Genomic DNA, 26,598 nt, shown 5'->3' on the forward strand with positions numbered 1-26,598 from the left:
ATTATCATTCGAAATTACTAAGAGAGGTTCTATACGTATTCATGAAATTTGTAGATTTATTTGCGGGAATTGGTGGCTTCCATATTGCCCTTACAAAATTAGGGCATCAATGTGTTTATGCATGTGAGATAGACAATGAACTTCAGGAAATATATTTTAATAATTTTGGAATCTGGCCAGAAGGAGACATCCGAAAGATAAATTTAAAATCAATTCCAAAGCACGAAATTCTATGTGCAGGTTTTCCGTGCCAACCATTTTCCAAAGCTGGCTTTCAAAAGGGGTTTGATTGTCCAGAATATGGCGATTTATTTGAATACGTTTATAAAATCATCAAAATACATAGTCCCAAGTTTGTCTTTCTCGAAAATGTTCCAAATTTAGTGAAGCATGACGGAGGAAATACTTGGAATTCTATAGTAAAGAAACTAGAAGTTGCAGGGTATAACGTTAATCACAATGTCCTCTCACCTCATTTATACGGTATTCCGCAAATTAGAGAGAGAGTATATATTGTATGCACGAAGAAATTGATCAGCGATTTTACTTGGCCCAAACAAAAACAAAAGAATGGGCTCTCAATACGTTCTATTTTAGATCCAATTCCAAAAGAAGCAAAGCAATTATCGCAGAATAAAATCGATTGCATCAGCACTTGGCAACTACTTTTAGATAAGTTACCAAAGAAGACAGAGATTATAAGTCCAATCTGGGCTATGGAGTTTGGGGCAGACTATCCTTTCGAAGATGAAGTCCCTTTGAAAAGAGGACTTAGTAAATTGAGAAAGTATAAAGGCGTATTTGGTGATAGTCTGAAAAATATTAATGAAGATAACTATATTTCACTACTCCCTTCCTATGCTATTACAGATAAACAAAAGTTTCCAAAATGGAAAATTAACTTTATAAAAAGAAATAGGGAATTTTATAAGCAAAACAGATCTATAATAGAGCCTTGGCTTAACTCTATTAGAAAATTTCCAAGTAGCTTTCAAAAATTTGAATGGAACTGCAAAGGTGAAAATAGAGTTATTTGGGACAATCTTATACAATTTAGAGCCTCTGGGGTAAGAGTAAAAAGGCCTGTAACGTCTCCTGCTCTAATTTCCATGACTACACAACAATTACCTATTATAGGCTGGGAAAAAAGGCACATTACGTTTGAAGAGTGCTTAAAATTACAAAGTCTTGATAAGTTGAAATACCTTCCTGAATCTAATACTGGAAAATTTAGAGCATTAGGCAATGCCGTTAATGCAAACATCGTAGAGATAATAGCAAAGAGTACTTTATCTCAAGCCGGATACTAAGATGAGCGTTAATGAAACAACTAAAGTTAATATACGACCAGGAGTCGGAATACTTTCAGTCCTTAGTCATCTCAATTATAAACCGTGGTATGCTATTGCTGAATTTGTAGATAATTCTATACAAAGCTATATAAATTATAAGGAGAAATTAACTAGTAAAAATAAAAATTACAAACTGATTATCGATATTGAGATTAATGGTTCCAATGAAGAACAGAGAATTGTGATTCGGGACAACGCTGCGGGTATACATGAAAAGGACTATGAAAGGGCGTTCAAGCCTGCGGCATTACCACCGAACAAGGATGGATTATCTGAATTTGGGATGGGTATGAAGAGTGCTGCTTGCTGGTTTGCTTCTGAATGGACGGTAAGAAGTATTGCCTTGGACGAAGGAAAAGAAATGTTTGCACATTTCAATCTCAAGAAGATCGTTGATGAGAACATTGAAGATCTTGAACTTCATACTAAAAGCACTAGTAGTATTGCGCATTTTACAACTATTGAATTAATCAATTTAAATAACCCGATTCAATCTCGCTCAAAGGGGAAGATAAAAGAACATATAGAAAGCATATATCGAGTCTATCTTCGTAATGATGAAATAATAATAAAATTTTGCGGCGAAAAATTACAATATTCGGAGCCGGAGATTTTAGTCGCACCAAGCTACAAAGATTTGAAAGGACCAAGTTTAAAGTGGCGAAAGGAAATAACTTTCGATTTAGGTAATGGACTTAAAGTAAGCGGATTTGCGGCAATTCGCGAAAGGGCGAATGCTTCGAAGTCAGGGTTTTCATTATTTAGGCGAAATCGCCTAATCATGGGTAGTTTAGACGATACATATCGTCCTGTAGAAATTTTTGGCCAACCCAATAGCTTTACTTACCAGAGACTTTATGGCGAATTACATTTAGATGGCTTTGAAGTAAGTCATACAAAAGATGGATTTATTTGGGACGAAAATGAAGGCCCATTTATTGGACTTCTTAGAGAAGAAATAAATAAACCACCATTAGAGTTAATCAAACAGACAAGAGAACATCGTGTATTCAAAAAGGATCTTGAAAAGGGAGCAAAGAATGCCTCTCAAAACACGGCAAGTTCCATAGAAAGTAATTTTCCTCCAGTATATGCTAAGTTAATTGAAAGTGATTATACTGCTGATGGAGTAAATTTAGAAACGACTGATTTGATTGTTTCTGATAAACAATTTGAATTAGATTTCAAAGGCCTAAAATGGTTTATTAAAATTTTAAATACAAACGATCCATCGATTAATGATTGGCTATCACTGAAAGTGGATCGTAAAACTTCTGGAAAATATCAACGGGAGATAACGCTTAGTATTTCTCATGCTCATCCATTTATGGAGAATTATTCTGGATTTACTGCAAAAGAGATTGAGCCCTTATTAAGAATTGCAGCAGCAATAAGCCTTGCGGAGATAGTCTCCAAAGATAGCAGTTCAAGAGATATTTCAAGTGTACGTCGAAATATAAATGAAATTTTGAGGCAAGTTTTATCCAAGCCCATCGAGGAAGTTGAAAGTGACTAATCAGCAAATTGTCAAAGTATTAAATAACAATTCTCCAAACTGGCGACCTATTATTGGTGAAGAAACAACCAAGCTTATTGCGCACTTAAATCTTCCTGCAAGTAAGGAAAAGATTGAAAAAGAAGCTTTTTCGATCTTAAGCAAATGTGTTCCTCCTTTAGCTGGAAATACTGGGAATAGTACGGGATTGGTTATTGGGTATGTTCAGAGTGGAAAGACAATGTCATTTACAACGCTGTCTGCCCTTGCAAGAGACAATAATTACCAGGTTATCATCTTAATAACAGGCATCTCAGTGCCACTTTTTAATCAATCAAAGAATAGAATTCAGAATGATTTAAGACTTGTCTCTCGATCCGATCGAAAATGGCGATATTTCGAAAATCCAACTGATAATGATCGGAATAGCTTGCGTGACACACTTGATGATTGGAAAGATTCGTCGGTTCCAGAAGGCAATAAGCAAACAATATTGATTGTTGTTATGAAAAACCATCGTCATCTCGAAAAACTAAACCGCCTGTTTTCTCATATCGATTTTAGCGGAAGTTCAGCAATAATTATTGATGATGAGGCAGATCAGGCAAGTTTAAATACAAAGGTCAAAAACAATGGGCAATCGACTACTTATAAAAGAATGTTAAGTCTTCGAAGCCACTTTAAAAATCACTCATTTCTTCAATATACAGCAACTCCGCAAGCACCTTTACTCATAAATATTATAGATACTCTTTCTCCTAACTTTGTAGAAGTCCTGACTCCTGGTTCAGAATATACCGGTGGAAAAGAATTTTTCATTGAGAATCCTCACTTAATCGAAGATATCCCTGAACAAGATATTCCAAATGCAGAAAGCGAGTTTGAAAGTGCTCCAGAAAGTCTATTAAAAGCAATGAGATATTTTTTTATTGGCGTGGCTATTGGGGAGATAAATAAAAATGCTCGTAATAGATCAATGATGGTTCATCCCTCCCAAAAGACTATTAAGCATAGCGATTATACAACTTGGATTAATATTATAAAAAATGAATGGAAAAGTATACTAGAGCTGACGAGCGAATCTGATGAACGGACTCAGTTGATAAAAGATTTTAAAGCTGTCTATAACGATATCAAAATAAACAACGAGGATATCCCCTCGTTTGGGGAAATTGAGAATATTTTAGTATATTCGATCAGAAAAACTAATGTTCAGCCACTGAATGCCTCAAAAGGAAAGACTCCAAGTGTTGACTGGAGTTCCGTTTATTCTCACATCTTAGTTGGCGGTCAGGCAATGGATAGAGGATTTACTGTGGAAGGTCTTACAGTAACTTATATGCCTAGAATGTTAGGAGTTGGAAATGCAGATACCTTTCAACAAAGAGCTCGCTTTTTTGGATACAAGAGATCATATATAGGTTTATGTAAGGTTTTTCTTGGAGAGGCAGTGCGACAAGCCTATGAAGGTTATGTTAAGCATGAAGAAGATATCCGAAGGCAAATGATTGAATTGAATGAAAATAAAAAGTCATTAAACGAATGGAAGCGTTTATTTTTTCTTAATAACGCCTTGCGTCCTACGAGATCCAATGTTTTGCATTTAGATTATGTTCGATTATCATTTAATGACGTGTGGCATCAAATAGATGTGCCTCATGATTCAACAGATTCTTATAAAGCAAATTATGACATTGTTAAAAAATTTATAGAGAAGAATAATTTTACTGAGGATGGATCTTCTCCTTTAGTATCTGAAAAGAACTTAATTTTAGATAATTTTAGCTTAAGTCAACTTATGGAAGAGTTGCTCGCCCGATTTAATGTTGCTCACATTGAAGATTCACAACGGGTTACTGCTTTTTTAATTGTATTAAGAAACATTCTTGATGAAAATCCAGATGAACTTTGCCGAGTTTATTTAATGTCAGCGGGAAAGCCCAGAGAAAGAAGCGTCGATAATGACGATTCAATTAAACAATTATATATGGGTGCGAATCCTGTTTCTCCAAGAGAGGAAAGGGGACGAATTTATCCAGGAGATCGAGAAGTATTCGATCCAGAGAAAACTAATATTCAAATTCATATTTTAAATATCAAAAAAAATGACAAGATAATTGCTTATAATGTTCCAACGCTGGCTTTTAGAATTCCGAAGAAGTATTCGACTGAACTGATATATCAAGAGCAGGTAAAATGAACCAACTTCTCAAATTATTTGAATCAATTAATGTTGAGAATGAAAGCGAATGTATTTTTACTAAAAAATTATCTCAAAGTTCAATCTATCGTGTCGGAAAAGACAAGGAAGGTCTCCCTTACTTTTTAATATCTATCGATATTAAAAAATCGTCAAGGTCACTTCTACCTATTTCGCTTCAGAATTTATCTGTTGTACATGATGTGTATTGTAAAATCTTTGAGAAGAACGAATTTGAAGATTATTTTACTATAATCAAGTGCACTTCGTTAGATCAATTACTTCATCAGTATTTTTTTGAAATTATTCTGTCGTTACTTAGGGTTATTAAGGAACAACCGTCAGAAGAAGAGATTAACTTATTTATCAGAAAGATTGTAGATCTTTTTATCTGTATTGACGAAGAACCAAAAAAATCTGTTCAAGGTCTTTGGGCAGAACTTTTTTTAATAAATGAATCTTTGGACAAAAGATTATTAATTTCTTCTTGGCACGAAATTCCATCTAATATTTTCGATTTTCAGAATAGTTCTACAAATCTTGAAGTTAAAAGTACTCTTAGTAACTTTCGTCGACATTCTTTTAACTACGAGCAGCTTAAACCCGATCCATTTCGCCAATCATTTGTTATTTCTATTCTTATGAAGGAAAATTCACGAGGAACAAATATTCGTGAATTGATTGAGGCGATTAGAAAATCTTTAAAAGGAGATTCGAATTCAATTATAAAAGTTGATCAAATAATCTATTCGTCAGTCGGGAAAAACTGGCAACATATAGATAGCTTTAAATTTGATATTGAGTTTTCAAAGAAATCTACTAAAATATATAGCATAGTAGATATTCCCTGCATTCAGCATAATATACCGAATGAACTATCTAAGATTCGTTTCGATTGTGATTTATCGAATATTAAGCCTATTTCACCCTCTTTAAAAAACAAAGATGAATTGTTGAAAGTGATCTCAGTTCTTTAAAGAGTCTTGCATGGTTCTTACGAACTTGTCTACCCGAACGCTTCGCGATCGGAACACCGAATCTTCATTAACATCGCTTCGAATTGCCCTCGTTAAAACTGCTTCGCAGATCTTACTCGGGCCCTCTTCTGTGATTTAATGACCTCATTTGTCGTAAATACAGAATAGAAGAAGAATGGGGATTTTTTATAAATCTTCATAAACTTTAAGAATTCATCCATATATAACCTGCATTTACCGGATTCTATCTTTGAAACTTGACTTCTGCTCTTTTTGATCATTTTGCCAACCTGTGCTTGGGTAAGATTTGCTTCTATTCTAGCTACTTTTAACTGATGATAGAAAGCTTTCTTCTCTTCCTCGGAAATTCTCTCCATGATTTTCGACTTGGTTTGTCTATAGGTAGCACTTTGAGACTTGATTTTGGATTTTCTCGTCATAAGTGGGCCTTTTGGGAGCACGAATCTCGAAAGAATATATGACCCACGGTATGCCGCGTTTACATTTTGTCAACCATGACGCAATATACCGTGTGTGGATTTTGAAGAATTTTTATTAAAAGTCGGAAAGAATATTCAGAGCATTCGTAAGGAAAAAGGGCTTACTCAGGAAAATATGGATGAAGGCGATTACGCTGTTCCTGTAAGAACTTTGCAAGATATTGAAGCGGGCAGGGCTAATTTTACAGCTAACTCAATTTTCAAGCTTTCTAAGCGATTAAAGGTTAAACCAAAAGATTTTCTGGATATTTGAAAATTGTATAAACGAGTAAATCTTAAATAGCAATTTTATTGGCTTTTCCTAACCGGCTTCGCCTTCCTTGGCTATGCCGGTTAGACATTATTTGAAATCTATTAGATCTTTCTCCACAAGAGAGAAACAATTTTAAGGATTTGATCATTCAGTATTCAAATCGAAGAAAGAGCTTGAATAAAGATCAATCATTAGCGTTTCTATCCAGGTTTTTAAGTTCCTAATTTCATTGGTAAGATTTATGTACGAAAAACAGACAGACCCTTACTTATTTCCATATATACTGCCTATATGTTCCCCTAAGATGGATGAAAAACACCCTACATTATTTGGTACGGGTGTATTGATTGAATGGGAAGAAAGAATGTTCTTGGTGACTGCAAATCATGTTCGTGAATCTATTGAGCATGAAGGACGGACTGATATATATGTGCCACTTTCTCATCAAGGTAAGAAAGATTTCTATAGTATTCCTATAAGTATGCTTGCGTATACGCCAAGCGATGCATCCCCAGGGGATATTTGTGTTTATCATCTTGAGAGATCATTGTTAGAGGACTCATTACGAAATAGTCTTTACACAAGTTTGAAAGTTACTGTAGGAGAAAAATTATCAGAAACTACAGAAGAGAAGGTGCAATATTTTATATCTGGTTTTCCTGAGGATAGATTTATAGTTTCCGAATTTGACAAAGATGTTAGCTATGGACCTCGCTTTATCGAAGCAGATTATGTAAATACGAAAGGTAAAGTTCTAAATTTCCGAATTTCGAGAATCGATAAGGACGGAAATGGAGTAAGTTTACATTGCATGAGTGGGAGTCCTCTTAGTAAAGTGACACGTCATCTAGATCGCTTTGAGTTTTCTCTCAATGGTATAGCGATTGATTTTACAATTAACAATGATAAGACTGAAGCCGATATTTCAATTATTAAAACTGATGTCGTCATTAAACATTTGATAGAGATTACAGGCCTTCAGCTTCAAAATATAAATAATGTTTTGATAAAATATGTATCCCCCATATAACATTGATATTTAAGATTTTTGAATTTATTATCATTCCCTAACCGGCTTCGCCATCCTTGGCGCCGCCGGTTAGAATTCGGGGCGCGGCACAGCAGATAACTAAAAATTGTCGCTGCGCTGCGGGATTGCTTCGCAACCCTTGCTTGGGCTTCGCCAAATTCCGCTTTGTCACTCGTCTTGCAAAGCAAGTCTCGCGCCAAGTCCTTCGGACACGCGGAACTTCGACAATTATATTTCGTTAGGCGTAATTGCCAAAGAAAATCGCTCTAAAAAGGTTAATAATGAATAAGCATAGAATTATAACTTCGCTTCTATTGTTCTTCTTTTTATCGCCTGCTTTATTGGCAAACGATGAATTATCTCAAAGGCTAATGGAAGGCGATATTATATTTCATGAATCGAACTCTGAACAAGCTAGAGCGATTAAGTTAGCAACAAAATCTCGATACACGCATGCTGGTATAATCTTTAAATATAAGAATGAATTTAAAGTCTTAGAGGCAGTAGAGCCAGTAAAAATTACCCCGCTGTCATCTTTTATTAAACGTAGTCAGAAAGGACATTTTGTTATAAAAAGGTTGAAAGATCGGGAGAATATCCTTACTGATGAGAAGATCGCTCAGATGAAAAAATATGGGAATTCTCTATTAGGTAAACACTATGATATCTATTTTGGTTGGGATGATAATTTAATTTATTGTACTGAGCTTATCTGGAAGTTGTATGATAAATACACAGGTAAAAAGTTGGGAGAATTAAAGACATTAAAAGATTTCGACCTTTCTTCTCCTATAGCGCAGCATCTGATGAAAAAGAGATATGGGAATAGTATTCCATATTCGGAACCAGTTATTTCACCTGTTGATATGTTTGACTCTTCGGAATTAGTAACGGTAATTAATCACAAGTAGGTTTGGCAACTACGCCTAACTAAAAATTGTCGCTGCGCTGCGGGATCGCTTCGCGACCCTTGCTTGGGCTACGCCAAATTCCGCTTTGTCACTCGTCTTGCAAAGCAAGACTCGCGCCAAGTCCTTCGGACGCGCGGAACTTCGACAATTATATTTCGTTAGGCGACAATCAAGAAAATTTCAAGTGGATAACTAAATGCAAGAAGAATTATTAAACAAATCGATTGATGAAATTGATAAAACCGACAATATCGAGATCGGTCCCTTTGAATTAAGCAATGTTTATGCAGGAAATAAAAAACTGTATAAATTGTTAGATCCCGAGAATCAAGATTTCGAATTTAAAGTAAGTGAAAACCGATATGTAATTGAATTTAAAGAAATAATATTTATTAACGCGATAAAAGTGGCTTCGAAAACGGGAGATAGTCATAAAATTGAATTTTTAATCAACTCCATATCCGACGGAAAGGAATACGGAATAAGACCTAAAGAACGGATTAATGAAGCAGAAACACTTTATGAGATTAATCAGGTTGTTAATAAAATTCAATTCACTGGTAATAAACCGTTATGGGATATAACCTCAATTAAAATAACTAAGGTTGAAATTCAGGGGATTTTAATTCGAGAAATCGAAAACACATTTAAAGCATTTAAACGCATTACTGAGTTAAGGAAAGAATCCTTATCTGAAATTAGAGGCAGCCTTGATGAACTTAAAAAGTCTGAAATAAAAATTACGACTGAAGTAAACAAATTAGCAGTTTCAAGAGGGGAATTGATAAACGAAATTGATGGTAGAAAAGCGGAAAATAATATAATTATCACTGAAACGAAAAAATTAGTAGAGGATAAGAAAATTGCACAAGACGCTCTTGCAGAAACCGAAGCAACTCTTTCTAAGAAAGAAGAACGACTTACACAATTGAATGATTCCGAAAGCAAGCTGATTTCAGCTATATCGACTAAGAAATCGGAATCAGAATCTCTCCAAGCATCAGTAAATAAACTTAACATTGAACTAAAGAGTCTTAAACGTAGTATATCTATGTTTTCAAATGAGTTTTCTTCATTCTTTAAACAAAGTAATCTTTACATATTCATTTACGCGGCATTAAGCGCGCTTCCAGTGTATATAATATATCAAATTCTTTCGGGGTTATATGATGGCACGATCGAATTGGCAGTGGTTTACAAAACGATTCCTAATTTAAATGTGGCGAATATATTTATAACTAGATTACCTTTTGTTCTAATAGCTGGTGCTATAATTCAATCGTGTTATTATATTGCAAAAATATTAATTTTAAAAATATTCGATATTCAAAATGAAAAATTGGCTGTATCTAAATTATCTATTGTTGCTCAAAATATTGCTGAAAATAGCTCTGTTGGCACGGAAGTGAGTGAAGATAAAGTTCTTGAGGCGAACATATATTTAAGAATGGAACTCTTGAAGAAATATCTTGAAAAAGAAATTGGAAAAGATTATGTATATAATGCGAGAGATAAGAGCATATTAGATCAGATCGGTAGCTCGCTACCCAAACCCTCATTGCCAAAATCTGCTCCTCCAACATCTTGATCGTCGCCTAACTGCGGCTTCTCGCGGCGCTTCGAGATTGCTATCGCAACTCTCGCTTGGCCTTCGGCACATTTGCTTTTTAATTCGGTTTGCAAGACGTTCGCTAAGGCTCACTCAAACCGAATTAAAATCCCTTCGCGCGCAGGCGCTCCGGGAACGCAAACGTCGAGAAGCCTCTTTCGTTAGGCGGTATTCGCCCGGGTCGGATGACGCAATTGGCGGCGCCTTCAGCGGATGCGATTGCAAGTTTGGGAGATGATATCTTTACCGAAGTCTGTACTCAGTCGAAGACGCTTTAATTAAACCGTTCTTGACGGATTGGCTCAATATGGTTCTTCTGCATTAGAAAGTTTGATTTGTTTTCCTGATAAGGCCAACGTAACAGATGCTCTGGGTTCCGCCTCGTCGCCCCTTACGGAGAAGGTGCAGTTTGCTTTTGTTCGGGCAAACACCGCCTAACTCTCGCTTTCCGCTGCGTTCGCCACTCGCAGTTTAAGCTGCTCGGTCTCACTTCGGCTTCGCACATTCGCTTTGTCACTCGGCTTGCAATTGACGTTCGCTTATGCTCACTCAAGCCTCGTGCCAATCCCTTGCTGGAACGCGAACGTCGGAAAGCTTCATTCGTTAGCCGAAAGTTTACAAATAAATTTTATGAGAATAATATTCATTCCACTATTAATTGTTATCCTAATAGGTTGCGATAAATCTGAATATCGCTACGTTGCCAGTCGAAACGGATTATTTTTGCGTGATTTACCGCAGCAAAATTCTACTAAAATTATTTTAATACCTTTTAATTCAAAGATAAAAATCCAAGGCAAACTAACTAATTCGACAGTCATCGACGACGTAGAAGGACAATGGGTAAAAGCTGAATTCGAAGATTATTCAGGTTTTGTTTTTTCGCCTTATCTCTCTGAGAATCGAATTCCGGAGAACTTGAATATAAAAGGAGATTATATTGGTATTTATGGAGCGGATAACAGCATCTATGGAAAGATAGAACTCAGAGAAGAAAATGTTGGCATTTTGACATTAAATTTTTGTCATGAACTAGTTTCCCCACGAATTAAATGGGAAAAAGATGCGGGGCTTCTATTTATTAAATTAAATAAAGAGGATGAGCATTGCTGCCCAGAAATCAAAAATAAAACTTTACCATTTCGAATTAATAAAGTAAATCAATTGGAGTATATAGGCGAAATGATATATGCTTGTGGTTTAGGCGGTTCTGGTCGGTTATTAACAAAGATGCAAAATTAAATTGCTAACTGTCATACAATACAATAATGTAAACCTTCGGCTAACTTCGACTTCTCGCTCCGTTCGCGACTCACGGTTCCCGCTCGCGCTCACTCCGGCCTTCGGCACATTGCTTTGTCACTTCGGTTCGCAAGACGTTCGCTAAGGCTCACTCGAACCTCGTGCCAACCGCGTCGCGCACAAGCGCTTGCGGACGCAACGTCGAGAAGTCTCTTTCGTTAGGCGAAAGAGCATGGAAAATTTTCTTTTTTAGGGATATTAATGGATACAATATTAAGAGAAATATTTGGAAATCTGTCTTCAATGATTAGGTTTTCTTTACCTGGATTCGTAGCAATCGGTCTTGGATATGGAGCGATTCCAGGCTTCATGGAAAATCACTTAAAGAATTTTCAAACTATTATATTATTCGGACTGATTCTCGGAGCTACCGCACACACTGTTCACAGAAATGCATGGTTTGTATTCTTTGAATCCTTGCTATTTTTACTGCCTTGTACTGCAGTTTCTAATTATAAGCCAAGATTCTATGCAATTGCTAAAGGCTGGAGTGATTTTGCTTTACTTCGATATTCAGATCGTTTTGCTAAAAGTAATTTAGCAGGTTATCTAGGACATCGTTGGTCGTTAGCGCACTCCGGAGCAGTGATAGGGGAGTTTACAATATTAAGTATTTTTATTGCTGATTGCGATTCATTCATTTACTTTCATTCAAGTATTTTTCTTTATATCGGGTTGGGAATCTTTATAGTCTCATTTATAAACATGTTAGTACTTTATAGAGTAGAAAAACATATTATTAATCCGAATTTTGTTTATGAAAAGCTAAATTGAGACTTCCTCTTGAAGGTTTATTCGATTTTTTTCATCCAAATTAAAAATGAGTTTAATTTAATAAAACTGTAGGACCTCTCTTTAGCTATTGAGACATGCTCCTTCGCCTAACTGCGGCTTCTCGCGGCGCTCCGAGATTGCTTCGCAACTCTCGCTTGGCCTTCGGCACATTTGCTTTGTCACTCGGTTTGCAAGACGTTCGCTAAGGCTCACTCAAACCGAATTAAAATCCCTTCGCGCGCAGGCGCTCCGGGAACGCAAACGTCGAGAAGCCTCTTTCGTTAGGCGGTATTCGCCCGGGTCGGATGACGCAATTGGCGGCGCCTTCAGCGGATGCGATTGCAAGTTTGGGAGATGATATCTTTACCGAAGTCTGTACTCAGTCGAAGACGCTTTAATTAAACCGTTCTTGACGGATTGGCTCAATATGGTTCTTCTGCATTAGAAAGTTTGATTTGTTTTCCTGATAAGGCCAACGTAACAGATGCTCTGGGTTCCGCCTCGTCGCCCCTTACGGAGAAGGTGCAGTTTGCTTTTGTTCGGGCAAACACCGCCTAACTCTCGCTTTCCGCTGCGTTCGCCACTCGCAGTTTAAGCTGCTCGGTCTCACTTCGGCTTCGCACATTCGCTTTGTCACTCGGCTTGCAATTGACGTTCGCTTATACTCACTCAAGCCTCGTGCCAATCCCTTCGGGAACGCGAACGTCGGAAAGCTTCATTCGTTAGACGCAAAAGCCCCAAAATATTCTTGAGCACAAAATTAAAATGCGAGGGGAGAACTTTAAATTAGTAGCCCAAATATGGTTTGACTTCGGTAACACTGTTGTGTATACTATGTTGCAACGAGCAAAAGTATGGTTAAAAAACTAATTCAACACGGAAACAGTTCTGCATTAATTATAGAAAAACCAATTCTTGAACTTTTACATATTACTTCAGATACTTCTTTGGATATTAGCACTGATGGTAAAAGTTTAATTATCACCCCTATCGATAGAAAATTAGAAACAAGTCTTGGGAAAATAAATAGGAAACATGGCAAGACACTAAAACGACTTGCTGAATGAGTTTAACTTCTATTAGATATTTATCTTACGAAGAGATTCTTTATATTCATAAGAACCAAATAGAAGAATACGGTGGCTCTTTCGGAATTAGAGATAAGAGTCTTCTTGAATCGGCCATAGCTCAACCGTTTTCTGGATTTGATAATCAAGAATTCCATATTGGTTTGATACAAAAGGCAGCAGCATATTTATTTTACCTTTGCAAAAATCACGCTTTTATAGATGGGAATAAGCGAGTTGCACTTGCCTCAGCTCTGATTTTTCTAGATTTAAACGGAGTCGAAATGGAAAATCAAGAAGATTCATTGTATGAAGTCACGATCGGAGTTGCTGACGGAAGTGTTTCATTAGAAAGCATTATAAAGACTTTCGAAAAGCTAAAACTTTAATTCTGTTTTAATAGAGGAGGGGCTTCAGCGTCTAACTACGGCTTCTCACTTCGTTCGCGACTCACGGTTCCCGCTCGCGCTCACTCCGGGCTAAAGCCACATTGCTTTGTCACTTCGGTTCGCGAGCCGCGACTAAGGTCGCTCGAACCTCGTGCCAACCGCGTCGCGCACAAGCGCTTGCGGACGCAACGTCGAGAAGCCTCTTTCGTTAGGCGACATTCCGCTTCGCTTTTTCTTTGGGTTAGCTTTGTGATTTACAGTGCGGTCTGCAACTGTTCCATTAAGGTGCAATGGTTTAACGATATCGGTTCTTGGACGCTCGCGGAACGATCGCCTAACTAAAGCTTGCCGCTGCGTTCGCCACTCACGGTCCCCGTTCGGTCTCACTCCGGTCTTCGACACATCGCTTCGGGAACTTGGCTAAATAGTAAAAGAAGAGTTTTTTAGTAAGAGAAGTTCACGACCCTGTCGCGCACAAGCGCTCCAGGACGCGACGTCGGCAAGCTTCTTTCGTTATGCGCAATGCGAATCTCAATAAGGAAATACAATGGAAAATAGAGAATATTTAGAAGCTCTTACAATAGAATCTCTAAGTAGAAAAGCAGATTTAGGAAATAAAAGTTTTGAAGAAGTCGCTCCGCTTTTGCTCGAAATCCGTGATTTGCTCATTGAGGGAATAAAATTTCTTACCTTTGAATCCGTAAAGGAAGGATTTAAAATTTCTTTAAAGGCTAAGATAGATGAATTCAAAGCCTTCTCCGATGGAATATATTCATATGACTTGGATGTCGATGCGGCAAGATCCTTCCAAGATAGAACTGCAAAAATAACTAATATTAAAAATTATCATACAAATATATTCAATTTTAAGAACAATTTAATTTCGATCTTAGTGTCAATAAAATCATTTGCTGTCAAATCCGTTGATCTTGACGCGATAGAAGCTTCTAAAATCTTTCAAGAAAAGAAGAAAGAATTTGATCGTTTGATTATTGATTTAAGAAAAAAATCTGGTGAAGAAACGGCAGCAGACTTTGCTTCAATCTTTGAGGAACAATCAATAAAGCATTCTTGTTTTGAATTAAAAGTTCCTAACTTATCAAAAGGAGAATATAGTCCTATTAGAATTGGAGCCTCTCAATTATGGTTAATAATTGGACTTGGACTAATCGGGACACTTATCTGGTATATAGGCTATCACATAGAAGATACGAAGGACCTTGGTTACGATATATATGAAATGATTAAATATATCAGTAAGAAAGCGATAACATATAGTCTTTTATTTTTTGGGATACGTTTTTCTTTCCGGCAATTTTCAATCAATAAGCACTTATATTCATTGAATAAACATCGAAGTAATTCTTTAAATTCTTTTACTTTATTTTCGAATTCCATTGATAAAAATGATTCTCAATATAGGAATGCGTTAATTTTAGAAATAGCGAAATCTATTTTCGATTCAGGTCAAACGGGGTATTTACCGGATAAAAACATTGAGGTCTCATCGCCATCTATTGTAGAACTGACTAGAATGGTAGCTCAAAAAAATGAAGGGAAATAATAGCTTCGCACTGCGCATAACTGCGCTTTCTCGCTTCGTTCGCCATTCACGGTTCCCGCTCAGGCTCACTGCGGGCTTCGCCACATTGCTCGATTTCGGTTCGCTTTGATGCTTAAAGACGAGCGAACCTTATCGTCCCTTCGCGCACAAGCGCTCGGGCACGCAACGTCGAGAAACCTACGTCGTTAGCCGCCATTAATTTATGAAAAATCATTTACTTTCACAATTAGAATTAGCATATCCACCTATTAGCAATTATTCATTTACTTTCATTAAAACAGAGAAAGTAGTACAGAAATACATAAAGGATAGTAAATTATACATAATAATTCAACGTCCGGAGTATTCTTTCAAAGTATTATCAATTACTTTAGGACAGTTTGTTTCTTTGCAGATTATTCAATCAGGCGAAATTATTGCTGAATTTGAATTGGACATCTTTCAACCAGCAATAAATACCGACAATGTTTCGACTTTGGATATTGAAATTGGCACTTATTCAAGAGATAAAATTTTCAATGGCGGAGAATATCCAGTTGAGAATGTTCATGGGATTAAAATATGGGAGGGAGATGATAAATTCAAAGCATGGTTTACGCCAGAAAAAATACTTTTCGAATATTCAAGAAATATAATCAGATTAGAAAAAGTTAAATTACATAAATACCCACTTACTAGTAAGGTTTTGTACGTAGGGCAATCCGTTAAGCAAGACATTTGGGATCGATTAACGGGTCATGAAACTCTGCAGGACATATTATCGAAAGAGTTTGCTTTAGAGGCTTCGACGATACCCACGCATGAAATAGCAATTGTCCTGCTTCGCATATTTGATTCTCAGCATTTAAAGGAGATCGATTCGATCAAAGATTTTCAGAATGATTCCAAAATTTCTCCAGAGACAATTTATTTGGATTTTGAAAAATTACTAATCAAACATTATGATCCCGAATACAATGGAATAAAATATAAGCGTTATCCAGAGAGCGTTGATGGATTGTATAGGTTTGGTTTAAAAACAATTGGCTATGCAATCAGGGATGACCTGGTACTGTATTCAAAAAAAAGTAGAGATGCCTTTTCAAGATCCGGTAAGACTACGGAATTTATTATTCAAAATAATCAATTTCGTGTAATCGAAATTAACGGCGGCTAACTTCGACTTCTCGCTTCGTTCGTCACTCACGGTTCCCGCTCGGACTCACTTCGGGCTTCGCCACATTCGCTTTGCCGTTCGGCTTGTGACCGCTCACTAAGGTTCGCTCAAGCCTCCGTCAATCCCTTCGCGCACAAGCGCTTCGGGAACGCGAACGTCGAGAAGTCTCTTTCGTTAGGCGTCATTAGATAAAAATTATGAAGAAAATAGAATTTAACAATAAAATTAAGCAGATATCAAATTTTCTAAAATCTAAAGAACTTTCTGAGCTAGTAGATGTGATTCTGAGTGAAAGATCACCTGACCGATCTTTTTCTCAGGATGTGATCTCGTTACTAATAGAATCAAAAAGTGGGTTTGATAAATTGATCATGACTCCAGGTTTTGAAGAAATGCTAATTATACTGGATGGAAATGAGATATACGATACACCTTCGGTGACGAGTTGTATTAGAAGAATTAGTGGTTTATCAACAAAACATGAAATATTTAAAGATCTGAAGTTAATAAAACTTTTAAATATGAATCGCGCGATATATACAATTGCACACAAATTTGATAGCGTTCTCTTCTCAGAAAATCCATATATAGAAAACAATGTAAAAAACGACATCGGTTTAATTGTTTTCGAGAGTGCAGATTACGGTAATTCATTAAGTAAGTACGCGAACGCGTTAATGAAAATAGAAAAAATATTAGATTTGCTTAAATCAATATTTGAAGAAGAAAATGAAGGAACATACACAGTCCTTTATTTTGAATCTGGAAGTGCGGCGGATGTTGTTGTTAAAACATCAAAAAAAATAGCCGGAGCATTTTCCCAGACCATTTTTGAGATATGGAGATTCGTTGCCGATCACGGGAATTATAAAGAAGCAAGAAAAGATGAAGCGCTTGAAAAGAAATTGGAATTAATAAATAAAATAGGAACATTGGAAGCTGAAGGGAAAATTTCAAAAGAAGACGCAAGAAACTTCAAGGTAAGAATTAAGAAACAGATTATAGATTTAATGGAATTTGGTGTAGTGACCCGTGAAGTTGCTGAATCTATTAAAACAGTGAATGGTAGAGCGATTATTGCTCAGCAAATTCAAAAGCTGCCCCCTCCAAAAGAATGAAAATATATCTAACGACGCCTAACTGCGGCTTCTCGCTCCGTTCGTCACTCGCGGTACCGCTCGGACTCACTACGGCCTCCGGCACATTGCTTTGTCACTTCGGTTCGCGAGCCGCGACTAAGGTCGCTCGAACCTCGTGCCAACCGCGTCGCGCACAAGCGCTTGCGGACGCAACGTCGAGAAGCCTCTTTCGTTAGACGTCATTTTGGAAAAGCATTCTTAAATCTATGACTCAAGTTGAATATATCCTTATATTTTCTAAGACAGACTCTTATATAAAGTCTATTAAATCTTTAAAAAATTTGCTTAGCACGAACGAAGAAATTTCGATTTCCGACAAAAAACTAACGTATAAGAAAGAATTATACGATTTAAATGTGAAGATAGGGGAAGTTAAAGGAAAAGAGCAAATTTACTTTGATCTTTTGCTATCAACGACGAAGCAGAAATCGCCCAAATCTTTAAATGGTCTATTAAAAGATATAAGGAAGCTTATCATTACGGCAGGTGGGAATCTTTCTTCAGTGCATGATGATCTTTCCCTCGAATATAATCAAAAATTATATCCTGAATTATACAAGATTGAAAATAAACTTCGAAAGCTGATAACTAAGTTTATGCTATTACATGTCGGCATAGAGTGGACTGCAGAAACTCTACCTAAAGAACTACAAGGTATTAATAGCGATAAGAAAAAAGAAAAACATTCTAATTTTCTCCATTCAACTGATTTTATTCATCTTGGAGATTACTTGTTTAAACCATATTCGAAAGTTGATATTCTGAAATACCTATTAGATTCTTCAAAACATGGTAATAAAAAGAAGCTTACTTCAAAGGCAATATTGGAAATTTTACCGAAGTCTAATTGGGAGCGATATTTCAAAAAAATAATTAAAATTGAAGACGCCCAATTAGAAAAAAAATGGAAAAGATTGTATGACCTCAGATGTCTTATTGCCCATAATAATTTTATTTCAGAAGGGGAATTTAACGAAGCTTTAAGCCTAATAAAGGAATTAGATAAGGTTTTCGAAGATGCCATAAGAAAAATTGACAATATTACAATTCCCGACGATGAAAGAGGGCAAGTATACGAAAGTGTTGTGAGCACAATAAACGAAAATACGGGTTCATTTATTTTTGAATGGCAAAAATTTGAACTGAGTATCTTTGAATTGGCTCACCTATTAAAAATTGATATTAGAAAAAGATATTCTATTGGCGAAACTTTGCAGGTACTTTTAGAAAAAAAATATGTTTCGGAAGAGTTCTATCGTGAGACTATTAGATTAAATAGGTTTCGAAATCATTTGGTCCATACAGGCTTAAATATTGCGGGAGAGCAAGAATTATTGGATATGATAAGTAAAATTAAGGAAATTAACTATTCGATTGAGTTAGTCAGACAAAAGATCCAAAACGACGTCTAACTACGGCTTCTCGCTTCGTTCGCGACTCACGGTTCCCGCTCGCGCTCACTTCGGGCTAAAGCCACATTGCTTTGTCACTTCGGTTCGCAAGACGCGTCTAAGGACGCTCGAACCTCGTGTCAACTCCATCGCGCGAAAGCGCTCGGAGACGCAACGTCGAGAAGCCTCTTTCGTTAGGCGAAAGCCGGTAATAATTTATTCTAAAAGGAATTAAGAATCTATGAAATGTCCGCATTGCTTACATCAGGTGACTCCAAGTATTGACAAGCATTCTATTGCTAAAGATATCAAAGGTGATTGGTTTATAAGAAATTATATTTGTCTAAATGAGCAATGTCAAAGAATAGTCATGTATTTACTATGCGGAGAAATATATGGATATTCTGGTGGATGGGGTATTGATAAAATTAAATCTGAAACATTAATATATCCTCGCAGTTCTTCTCGAACATCAATCTCGGCAGAGTTAATTCCTGAACAGATTTTTAAAGACTATACAGAATCAGCTAATGTTCTCTCGATCAGCCCGAAAGCGAGCGCAGCACTTAGTAGACGTTGTTTGCAAAATTTAATACAAAATTACGCAGGCATAAAAGGAAAATCACTTGATGATGAAATTACGCAACTTATTTCTACTGGAAAACTTCCAACATATATAACAGCAAGTATAGATGCTATAAGGAATATTGGAAACTTCGCAGCGCATCCAAAAAAAAGTCAGCAAAGTGGTGAAATTGTCGAAGTAGAAACTGGAGAGGCGGAATGGACCTTAGATGTTCTCGAATCATTATTTGATTTTTATTTTATTCAGCCATCGATAATTAATGAAAAGAAAGATGCTTTAAATAAAAAACTCAATGACCTAGGCAAACCGAAAATGAAATAAAGTATTGTTAATACCGGCCATCGCCTAACTTCGGCTTCTCGCGGCGCTTCGAGATTGCTATCGCAACTCTCGCTTGGCCTTCGGCACATTTGCTTTGTCGCTCGGCTTGTGACCGTTCGCTAAGGCTCACTCAAGCCTCGCGCCAATTCTTCCGCGCGTTTAGCGCGCTCCAGAAACGCAAACGTCGAGAAGCCTCTTTCGTTAGACGCCATAAACGCAAAGCAATATTAACAGGAAATTCGTTTTATGGAATATTTAATTCCTATAGTAATTAATGTCGCAATCTCTATTCCAATTTCTTCATTTTTGCTTTACTATTTTAGATTATGGGTTAGTACAAATTTTTCAAAAAGTATTGAGGCATATAAAAAGGAATTAGAAGAAATTTCCGATAAAAAATCTTTAGAATTAAAGAAAATTTTCCAGGATTATATACATTATTCTGAGAAAAAGCAGGAAGTCTATTTCCAATTATATTATTTGTTTTCACAAGTTATTGGTAATTTCTATTCGCTAACTGGAATTTATTTTCATCCAGATTATGATTCTTTAAGTAAAGAAGAATTAATTGATTTTTTGAAAGATATAAATTTATCAAATCTCGATAGGTCGAGAATCAATGCTAAAATTGTTAATGAAGCAATTGGAAAAGAAGAAATATTAAAATTGATAAAGGATTCCGAATATAGAGAGCAATTTCAGGATTCATACCGATTGTTTATTGAGTTTAAAAATTATGCGATTCTCAATGAGCTTTATTTTACTGATGAAATTAACGGGTTAATTGATAAAATATTACCCGAACTTAGTAAGCTTGTAACTTTCTCTCAAAATATAGCTTATAAAATATATAAAACTTTTCCCGGTGGCGAGTTACAGGAAGAAGATGCGAAAAAAGCATTGTCAATACTTAGAGGGGAATTGAAGAAACATATAAGAATAGAAATCATTGGGAAGAGTGCCTAAATGCGTTTACAGCGTCTAACTTCGGCTTCTCACTGCGCTTCGAGATTGCTTCGCAACTCTCGCTTGGCCTTCGGCACATTTGCTTTTTAATTCGGTTTGCAAGACGTTCGCTAAGGCTCACTCAAACCGAATTAAAATCGCTTCGCGCACAGGCGCTCGGAGACGCAACGTCGAGAAGCCTCTTTCGTTAGACGCCATTATTTTTGATTTAGCTTTAAGATTGAGGCCCTTTATGCCAGATGCAGAATTTGAAGAAAAAGAATATGAAGGACCATTATATAACCAAATAGAAAAAAATAGTAACTTACTTTGGTCCCCAGGACAGGTTTTGGAAACTCACCTCGGAATTGATAGGGGAATATTTTTAGAGGAAGCTTTGATTTGGCCATTTTTTAGCTTCCAAGCACCTTTAAAAGGACTACAGCTTTCAAGATATAAATCTAATCCATTCTTCAGATCGATTAGAAAAGATTCTCAAAGAGAGCTACCTAACTTTAAGCTAAATCTCTTCATTCAAGCAAAAAGACCCAGTTATTCAACTAAGCCAAACAAGAAATTAAAAAGTCTTGGGTTAACAAGCAAATACTGGAGTATTGAAATTAAAGATGACCAGAAAAAAGTCTTATCTGAATTAAGTGCAATGATCGGTTCAAAAGGATACGTTTGCTATGCTTCCCCGGTTTTTGACAAAAAAAAGAGCTTTATAATCACACTAAGAAAAACTCAATCATAGCGAATTCTAATTTTCCTGCTGCTGGAAGTCTAACAAATCATTCCCGTTGGCATTATAATTCGCCAGGCTCAAGTGGAGTTGCAAATGAGGATTATATATCATATCAGTTTGATGATTTAAATTCGATATTATCAAAAGTTTCTAACGAATTCGTAAGTTACTCTAGTACTCTAGAAGAGTTAGTTCAATTGAATGAAATTATTGTCAATCTAATCAAGAATCCAGATTTGCCAGCATCCGAAGCAAATTTTAATACTATTAATTCATTCGATGAAATAGAGAGATTTGGCAAGAATCTTAGATTGAATGAAAAGTATATTAAATATCTTCAAATTGTAAGCTTTGTCACTGAATACAATTTGCAATGGTATATCATCGGATCAGAAAAAAATAACGGCGTCTAACTGCGGTTTCTCGCGGCGCTTCGGGATTGCTATCGCAACCCTCGCTTGGCCTCCGGCACATTTGCTTTTTAACTCAACTTGCAAGCCGTTCGCTAAGGCTCACTCAAGTTGAGTTAAAATCCCTTCGCGCACAGGCGCTCCGGGAGCGCAAACGTCGAGAAACCTACGTCGTTAGACGAAATCATGCAAAGGTATTTTAATGAGAACAGGATATTATTTTGGTGCTGGCATTAGCGTGGAGAGCGTTCCTAGTGCATTCAAATTATCGCAAAGAATTGATCATTTGGCCTCCGTTATGCCCGTTAAGTATAACTTGATAGAAGATGCTGATAAACTTAGTAAAATTATTAAAGATAAGACGGGTTTAGAACTTTATAAGGAAATGATAGCAGATTGGAAAGAAATAAGTAGGGAATGTCGTGGAACTCCGGTCGATACTTTTGCGATCGAAAAAAAGAAAAATCCGGAGATATTGACTAAGATTAAAGCAGTCCTTTCTTCTTATTTCATAATTGAACAATCGATCGATAATAATATTGGATTGAAGGAGTATACGTATAAAATCAGTCCTCGAATTCGGAACTTTATAGCGCAATTAACAAAGTCTATTGGTAATTCTTTACAGTTATTTAATAATCCTATTATCATTACTTGGAACTATGATCATCAGATTGAACTTTCCGTTGCAAGACATATCGCGGATGATTATGGTGAACATTCTTTCAGACGTGCGACAACATTACTTAATACTATTCCTAATCACAATTTTGACCAACAAAAAGAAATTCTTTTTGAAAAAACACATGTGTTTATTAAATTAAATGGAACTGCAGGATATGCATTGCCGAAGCATACTTTGGTCGGTGACCCTATTGATTCGGCTAAAGTATTAATTAGTAATGATCCTCATCCATTTCTCTACGAAGCAGTTAAGCATTTTTCTCTAATAAAATATGATGCCAAAAATTATATACCTTCTATAAAATTTTCATTTGAGAATGAAGGAATTATAAACGATCAAAAAGACTTAATTAAGGAAGCGTGTGAGAAAATTGAAAGGCTTGTGATAATGGGTTACTCTTTTCCGAATGATAATAGTCAGGTAGATAGTGAAATGATAGGGATGATGACTTCATTGGCTGAAGTTCATATTTTTGATTTAGATGAGAGGAAAGACCAAATACTTTCTAGATTTATGAGTCGATTAGATGGAAGAGGAAATATAGGTCCAAAATTTCATTCGAACGTAGATGAAATTCCAATTTTCTAAGTCGCATGACTTCGTCTAACTTCGACTTCTCGCTTCGTTCGCGACTCACGGTTCCCGCTCGCGCTCACTCCGGGCTTCGCCACATTCGCTTTGACGTTCGGCTTGTGATCGCTCACTAAGGTTCGCTCAAGCCTCCGTCAATCCCTTCGCACACAGGCGCTTCGGGGCGCGGCACAGCAGATAACTAAAAATTGTCGCGGCGCTTCGGGATCGCTCCGCGACCCTTGCTTGGGCTTCGCCAAATTCCGCTTTGTCACTTCGCTTGCAAAGGCAAGCTCGTGCCAAGTCCTTCGGACTCGCGGAACTTCGACAATTATATTTCGTTAGACGAAATGTGGGAAAACTTTCCGTTTTCTTATGGTTTTCAAAATACACTTTTTGGATCTCATATAGAAGCATTTTAAGGATTCTTCTATATAAATCTTGCTAAAATAATTGTATTGACATAAGGCACACGTCTACTAGTTAAAACGTATGGTTTTTGATTGGGATAATATTAAAAATGAAACCTTAAAGGCGGAGCGAAATATTAGTTTCGAGAGGATAGTTATTGAAATTGAGTCAGGATCTGTCTTAGAAATTCTAAAACATCCGAATAAAGAAAAGTATCAAAATCAAATTTTGATTATCATCGAAATAGATAATTACGCGTGGGTAATACCTGCAATTGAAAGCAAAAATACATATTTCTTAAAAACTGCATATCCCTCAAGAAAATATACTAATACCTATTTACCGGAGACAAATCTATGAAATATAAACTTAGTCAAGAAGAGAAGAGTTTAGAATCTTCTATTGAGAAAAATGAATGGAAACCGGTTGATAACAAAGCGCAGTATTTAAAAAAATTTAGATCTGCAGCAAAAAATACATTATTAAAAGACAAAAGAATGAATATTCGAATTGCTGGAAAGGATATTCAATTATTAAAAACTAAAGCCTTGGAAATTGGTATTCCTTATCAAACTTTAGTTTCAAGTATATTACATCAGTATGTAACTGGAAAATTGAAAGAACGGTGAGAAAGTTCTAACTTCGGCTTCTCGCTTCGTTCGTCACTCACGGTTCCCGTTCGGACTCACTCCGGGCTCCGCCACATTGCTTTGTCACTTCGGTTCGCGAGACGTTCGCTAAGGCTCACTCGAACCTTGTGCCAACCGCGTCGCGCACAAGCGCTTGCGGACGCAACGTCGAGAAGTCTCTTTCGTTATGCGAAATCTCAATAACCTTTTCGGAATCAATAAAAATGATAAAAAATACAATAATAACACTAATTTTCATCTCTTCTTCTATTTATTCCGAAGAAATGATCGTTACTGCAAGGTCAGGATTAATTTTACGAAGCCAACCTTCAAGAAAATCTACAAAATTGGCAACTATACCCTTCGGCAAAATTGTGAATCGGATAGACAATTTCAAAAAAGAAGATCCTGAAACCTATAATAACATCGATTCCGAAAGTAATCTAGTCTACAAATATCACCACGAATATGCTTGGTATAAAATTCGCTACAATGAAACTACCGGATATGCATATTCATATTACTTAATTGAAAATTCTGTGGAAAACAATAAATACTTCCTTTATGATGAAACTCAAAATAATTTGAGATTAAAAAGAGACTTTCATAAGTATAACAACTCGGATGGATCGATTAGTTATTCTTTTGTGAGTAATTTTTTTACTGATGATTCTCTTTTATTTTTCTTAGAAACTCCATTATATTTCAATGAAAATGTATATATAGATCAATCAGTCGCCTATTTAAATCGACCTATCGAACCAAGTGAAAGACAATCTTATGAGGGAGGATTTTTGCCATATTTTTATTCCCGAATAGTCAAAGCAGATTTAACAAAAAAGGATAATTTAACAGATTTATTGATAATTTCAGCCAATTCTTATGAATCTAGCATTGAAAATAGCATAAAACACGTCATTTCAATTTACTATAATAATACTTTAACAAGAAAATACGAAATTGAAGTTAAAGATGATCAAATGCCAGTTTTTCGTTTTAACAACCAAAATATGAAAATAAAAAAAAGTATTTCGAATGCCTTTAGGTGCTTAAATAAGTATAGAAATGTTCCTCCAAATAAAATTCCCAAAGGTTTCCAATATCATCAATTATTCAAATTCTCATTCGCAGAATATTTTAAGGTTATAAACGACCACAAAGTTAATATTAAAATTTGCAATTTAGACATTGAAATAAATTTTGAGGAAAATTCAATAAATTGAGACTTCGCATAACTTCGACTTCTCGCTTCGTTCGTCACTCACGGTTCCCGCTCGGACTCACTACGGCCTCCGGCACATTGCTTTGTCACTTCGGTTCGCGGGACGCGACTAAGGTCGCTCGAACCGAAGTGACAACCGCATCGCGCGCAAGCGCTTGCGGACGCAACGTCGAGAAGTCTCTTTCGTTAGACGCAAAAGCCCCAAAATATTCTTGAGCACAAAATTAAAATGCGAGGGGAGAACTTTAAATTAGTAGCCCAAATATGGTTTGACTTCGGTAACACTGTTGTGTATACTATGTTGCAACGAGCAAAAGTATGGTTAAAAAACTAATTCAACACGGAAACAGTTCTGCATTAATTATAGAAAAACCAATTCTTGAACTTTTACATATTACTTCAGATACTTCTTTGGATATTAGCACTGATGGTAAAAGTTTAATTATCACCCCTATCGATAGAAAATTAGAAACAAGTCTTGGGAAAATAAATAGGAAACATGGCAAGACACTAAAACGACTTGCTGAATGAGTTTAACTCCTATTAGATATTTATCTTACGAAGAGATTCTTTATATTCATAAGAACCAAATAGAAGAATACGGTGGCTCTTTCGGAATTAGAGATAAGAGTCTTCTTGAATCGGCCATAGCTCAACCGTTTTCTGGATTTGATAATCAAGAATTCCATATTGGTTTGATACAAAAGGCAGCAGCATATTTATTTTATCTTTGCAAAAATCACGCTTTTATAGATGGGAATAAGCGAGTTGCACTTGCCTCAGCTTTGATTTTTCTAGATTTAAACGGAGTCGAAATGGAAAATCAAGAAGATTCATTGTATGAAGTCACGATCGGAGTTGCTGACGGAAGTGTTTCATTAGAAAGCATTATAAAGACTTTCGAAAAGCTAAAACTTTAATTCTGTTTTAATAGAGGAGGGGCTTCAGCGTCTAACTACGGCTTC

Annotated in this window: 25 protein-coding genes; 24 read left to right on the forward strand and 1 reads right to left on the reverse strand. The window is 36.3% G+C overall.

Annotation, left to right across the window (positions count from 1 at the left end; genetic code table 11):
• Positions 1-41: 41 nt before the first annotated feature.
• Genes A0128_RS20270 through A0128_RS20285 form a run of 4 tightly spaced genes read left to right on the forward strand, consistent with a single transcriptional unit; the run spans position 42 to position 6,024 of the window.
• Positions 42-1,310: a DNA cytosine methyltransferase gene (locus A0128_RS20270; RefSeq protein ID WP_069609582.1), complete on the forward strand. Its 1,269-nt coding sequence runs from the start codon at positions 42-44 to the stop codon at positions 1,308-1,310.
• Between the two features lies 1 nt (position 1,311).
• Positions 1,312-2,868 carry an ATP-binding protein gene (locus tag A0128_RS20275; protein WP_069609583.1) on the forward strand — a complete coding sequence of 519 codons (1,557 nt, stop codon included), beginning with the start codon at positions 1,312-1,314 and terminating at the stop codon, positions 2,866-2,868.
• The gene (locus A0128_RS20280; RefSeq protein ID WP_069609856.1) at positions 2,861-5,047 is read left to right on the forward strand and encodes a Z1 domain-containing protein; all 2,187 of its coding nucleotides are present in this window, start codon (positions 2,861-2,863) and stop codon (positions 5,045-5,047) included. The genes A0128_RS20275 and A0128_RS20280 overlap by 8 nt, the downstream gene beginning before the upstream one ends.
• The gene (locus tag A0128_RS20285) at positions 5,044-6,024 is read left to right on the forward strand and encodes a PD-(D/E)XK motif protein (RefSeq protein WP_069609584.1); all 981 of its coding nucleotides are present in this window, start codon (positions 5,044-5,046) and stop codon (positions 6,022-6,024) included. The genes A0128_RS20280 and A0128_RS20285 overlap by 4 nt, the downstream gene beginning before the upstream one ends.
• Positions 6,025-6,116: 92 nt before the next feature.
• Here A0128_RS20285 and A0128_RS22460 read toward each other — a convergent pair whose 3' ends face one another.
• Positions 6,117-6,464, reverse strand: a complete 348-nt coding sequence (locus A0128_RS22460) for a helix-turn-helix transcriptional regulator (protein WP_069609585.1) — start codon at positions 6,462-6,464, stop codon at positions 6,117-6,119.
• 94 nt (positions 6,465-6,558) lie between these two features.
• Here A0128_RS22460 and A0128_RS20295 point away from each other — a divergent pair, with 94 nt between their 5' ends.
• The 20 genes from A0128_RS20295 (at position 6,559) to A0128_RS20405 (ending at position 26,553) form a co-directional block, all read left to right on the forward strand.
• A complete protein-coding gene (locus A0128_RS20295) occupies positions 6,559-6,777 on the forward strand; it encodes a helix-turn-helix domain-containing protein (protein WP_069609586.1) in 219 nt (72 codons plus the stop codon).
• A 241-nt stretch (positions 6,778-7,018) separates the two neighbouring features.
• Positions 7,019-7,807: a hypothetical protein gene (locus A0128_RS20300; RefSeq protein ID WP_069609587.1), complete on the forward strand. Its 789-nt coding sequence runs from the start codon at positions 7,019-7,021 to the stop codon at positions 7,805-7,807.
• A 281-nt stretch (positions 7,808-8,088) separates the two neighbouring features.
• Positions 8,089-8,718, forward strand: coding sequence for a YiiX family permuted papain-like enzyme (locus A0128_RS20305; RefSeq protein ID WP_069609588.1), 630 nt, complete (start codon positions 8,089-8,091; stop codon positions 8,716-8,718).
• A 196-nt stretch (positions 8,719-8,914) separates the two neighbouring features.
• The gene (locus A0128_RS20310) at positions 8,915-10,306 is read left to right on the forward strand and encodes a hypothetical protein (RefSeq protein WP_069609589.1); all 1,392 of its coding nucleotides are present in this window, start codon (positions 8,915-8,917) and stop codon (positions 10,304-10,306) included.
• 651 nt (positions 10,307-10,957) lie between these two features.
• Positions 10,958-11,569 (forward strand): SH3 domain-containing protein, encoded by a 612-nt coding sequence (locus A0128_RS22405; protein WP_245667277.1) that lies wholly within the window; start codon positions 10,958-10,960, stop codon positions 11,567-11,569.
• A 261-nt stretch (positions 11,570-11,830) separates the two neighbouring features.
• Positions 11,831-12,403, forward strand: coding sequence for a hypothetical protein (locus tag A0128_RS20320; RefSeq protein WP_069609590.1), 573 nt, complete (start codon positions 11,831-11,833; stop codon positions 12,401-12,403).
• Positions 12,404-13,257: 854 nt separating this feature from the next.
• A complete protein-coding gene (locus tag A0128_RS20325) occupies positions 13,258-13,470 on the forward strand; it encodes an AbrB/MazE/SpoVT family DNA-binding domain-containing protein (protein WP_036097069.1) in 213 nt (70 codons plus the stop codon).
• On the forward strand, positions 13,467-13,859 hold the full coding sequence (locus A0128_RS20330) for a type II toxin-antitoxin system death-on-curing family toxin (protein WP_069609591.1): 393 nt from the start codon (positions 13,467-13,469) through the stop codon (positions 13,857-13,859). The genes A0128_RS20325 and A0128_RS20330 overlap by 4 nt, the downstream gene beginning before the upstream one ends.
• A gap of 547 nt (positions 13,860-14,406) precedes the next feature.
• Positions 14,407-15,423, forward strand: a complete 1,017-nt coding sequence (locus tag A0128_RS20335; RefSeq protein ID WP_069609592.1) for a hypothetical protein — start codon at positions 14,407-14,409, stop codon at positions 15,421-15,423.
• A gap of 202 nt (positions 15,424-15,625) precedes the next feature.
• Complete coding sequence (locus A0128_RS20340) at positions 15,626-16,579, forward strand: hypothetical protein (RefSeq protein WP_069609593.1); 954 nt, start codon at positions 15,626-15,628, stop codon at positions 16,577-16,579.
• A gap of 197 nt (positions 16,580-16,776) precedes the next feature.
• A complete protein-coding gene (locus tag A0128_RS20345) occupies positions 16,777-17,697 on the forward strand; it encodes a hypothetical protein (RefSeq protein WP_069609594.1) in 921 nt (306 codons plus the stop codon).
• 227 nt (positions 17,698-17,924) lie between these two features.
• On the forward strand, positions 17,925-19,130 hold the full coding sequence (locus A0128_RS20350) for a HEPN domain-containing protein (protein WP_069609595.1): 1,206 nt from the start codon (positions 17,925-17,927) through the stop codon (positions 19,128-19,130).
• 220 nt (positions 19,131-19,350) lie between these two features.
• Positions 19,351-20,016, forward strand: coding sequence for a DUF4145 domain-containing protein (locus A0128_RS20355; protein WP_218918959.1), 666 nt, complete (start codon positions 19,351-19,353; stop codon positions 20,014-20,016).
• A 246-nt stretch (positions 20,017-20,262) separates the two neighbouring features.
• Positions 20,263-20,982 (forward strand): hypothetical protein, encoded by a 720-nt coding sequence (locus A0128_RS20360; RefSeq protein ID WP_069609596.1) that lies wholly within the window; start codon positions 20,263-20,265, stop codon positions 20,980-20,982.
• A 232-nt stretch (positions 20,983-21,214) separates the two neighbouring features.
• Positions 21,215-21,715 carry a hypothetical protein gene (locus A0128_RS20365; protein ID WP_156781950.1) on the forward strand — a complete coding sequence of 167 codons (501 nt, stop codon included), beginning with the start codon at positions 21,215-21,217 and terminating at the stop codon, positions 21,713-21,715.
• A 603-nt stretch (positions 21,716-22,318) separates the two neighbouring features.
• Positions 22,319-23,389, forward strand: coding sequence for a hypothetical protein (locus A0128_RS20375; RefSeq protein ID WP_069609599.1), 1,071 nt, complete (start codon positions 22,319-22,321; stop codon positions 23,387-23,389).
• A 749-nt stretch (positions 23,390-24,138) separates the two neighbouring features.
• On the forward strand, positions 24,139-24,411 hold the full coding sequence (locus A0128_RS20390; RefSeq protein WP_069606758.1) for an antitoxin: 273 nt from the start codon (positions 24,139-24,141) through the stop codon (positions 24,409-24,411).
• Between the two features lie 224 nt (positions 24,412-24,635).
• Positions 24,636-25,634 (forward strand): SH3 domain-containing protein, encoded by a 999-nt coding sequence (locus A0128_RS20395; protein WP_069609602.1) that lies wholly within the window; start codon positions 24,636-24,638, stop codon positions 25,632-25,634.
• Positions 25,635-25,951: 317 nt separating this feature from the next.
• Entirely contained in the window at positions 25,952-26,164 is a 213-nt protein-coding gene (locus A0128_RS20400; protein WP_036097069.1) for an AbrB/MazE/SpoVT family DNA-binding domain-containing protein, read from the forward strand.
• Entirely contained in the window at positions 26,161-26,553 is a 393-nt protein-coding gene (locus A0128_RS20405) for a type II toxin-antitoxin system death-on-curing family toxin (protein WP_069609603.1), read from the forward strand. Before A0128_RS20400 ends, A0128_RS20405 begins: the two co-directional genes overlap by 4 nt.
• Positions 26,554-26,598 lie beyond the last annotated feature (45 nt).

Source organism: Leptospira tipperaryensis (assembly GCF_001729245.1).
In the GTDB taxonomy this organism is placed as follows: domain Bacteria; phylum Spirochaetota; class Leptospiria; order Leptospirales; family Leptospiraceae; genus Leptospira; species Leptospira tipperaryensis.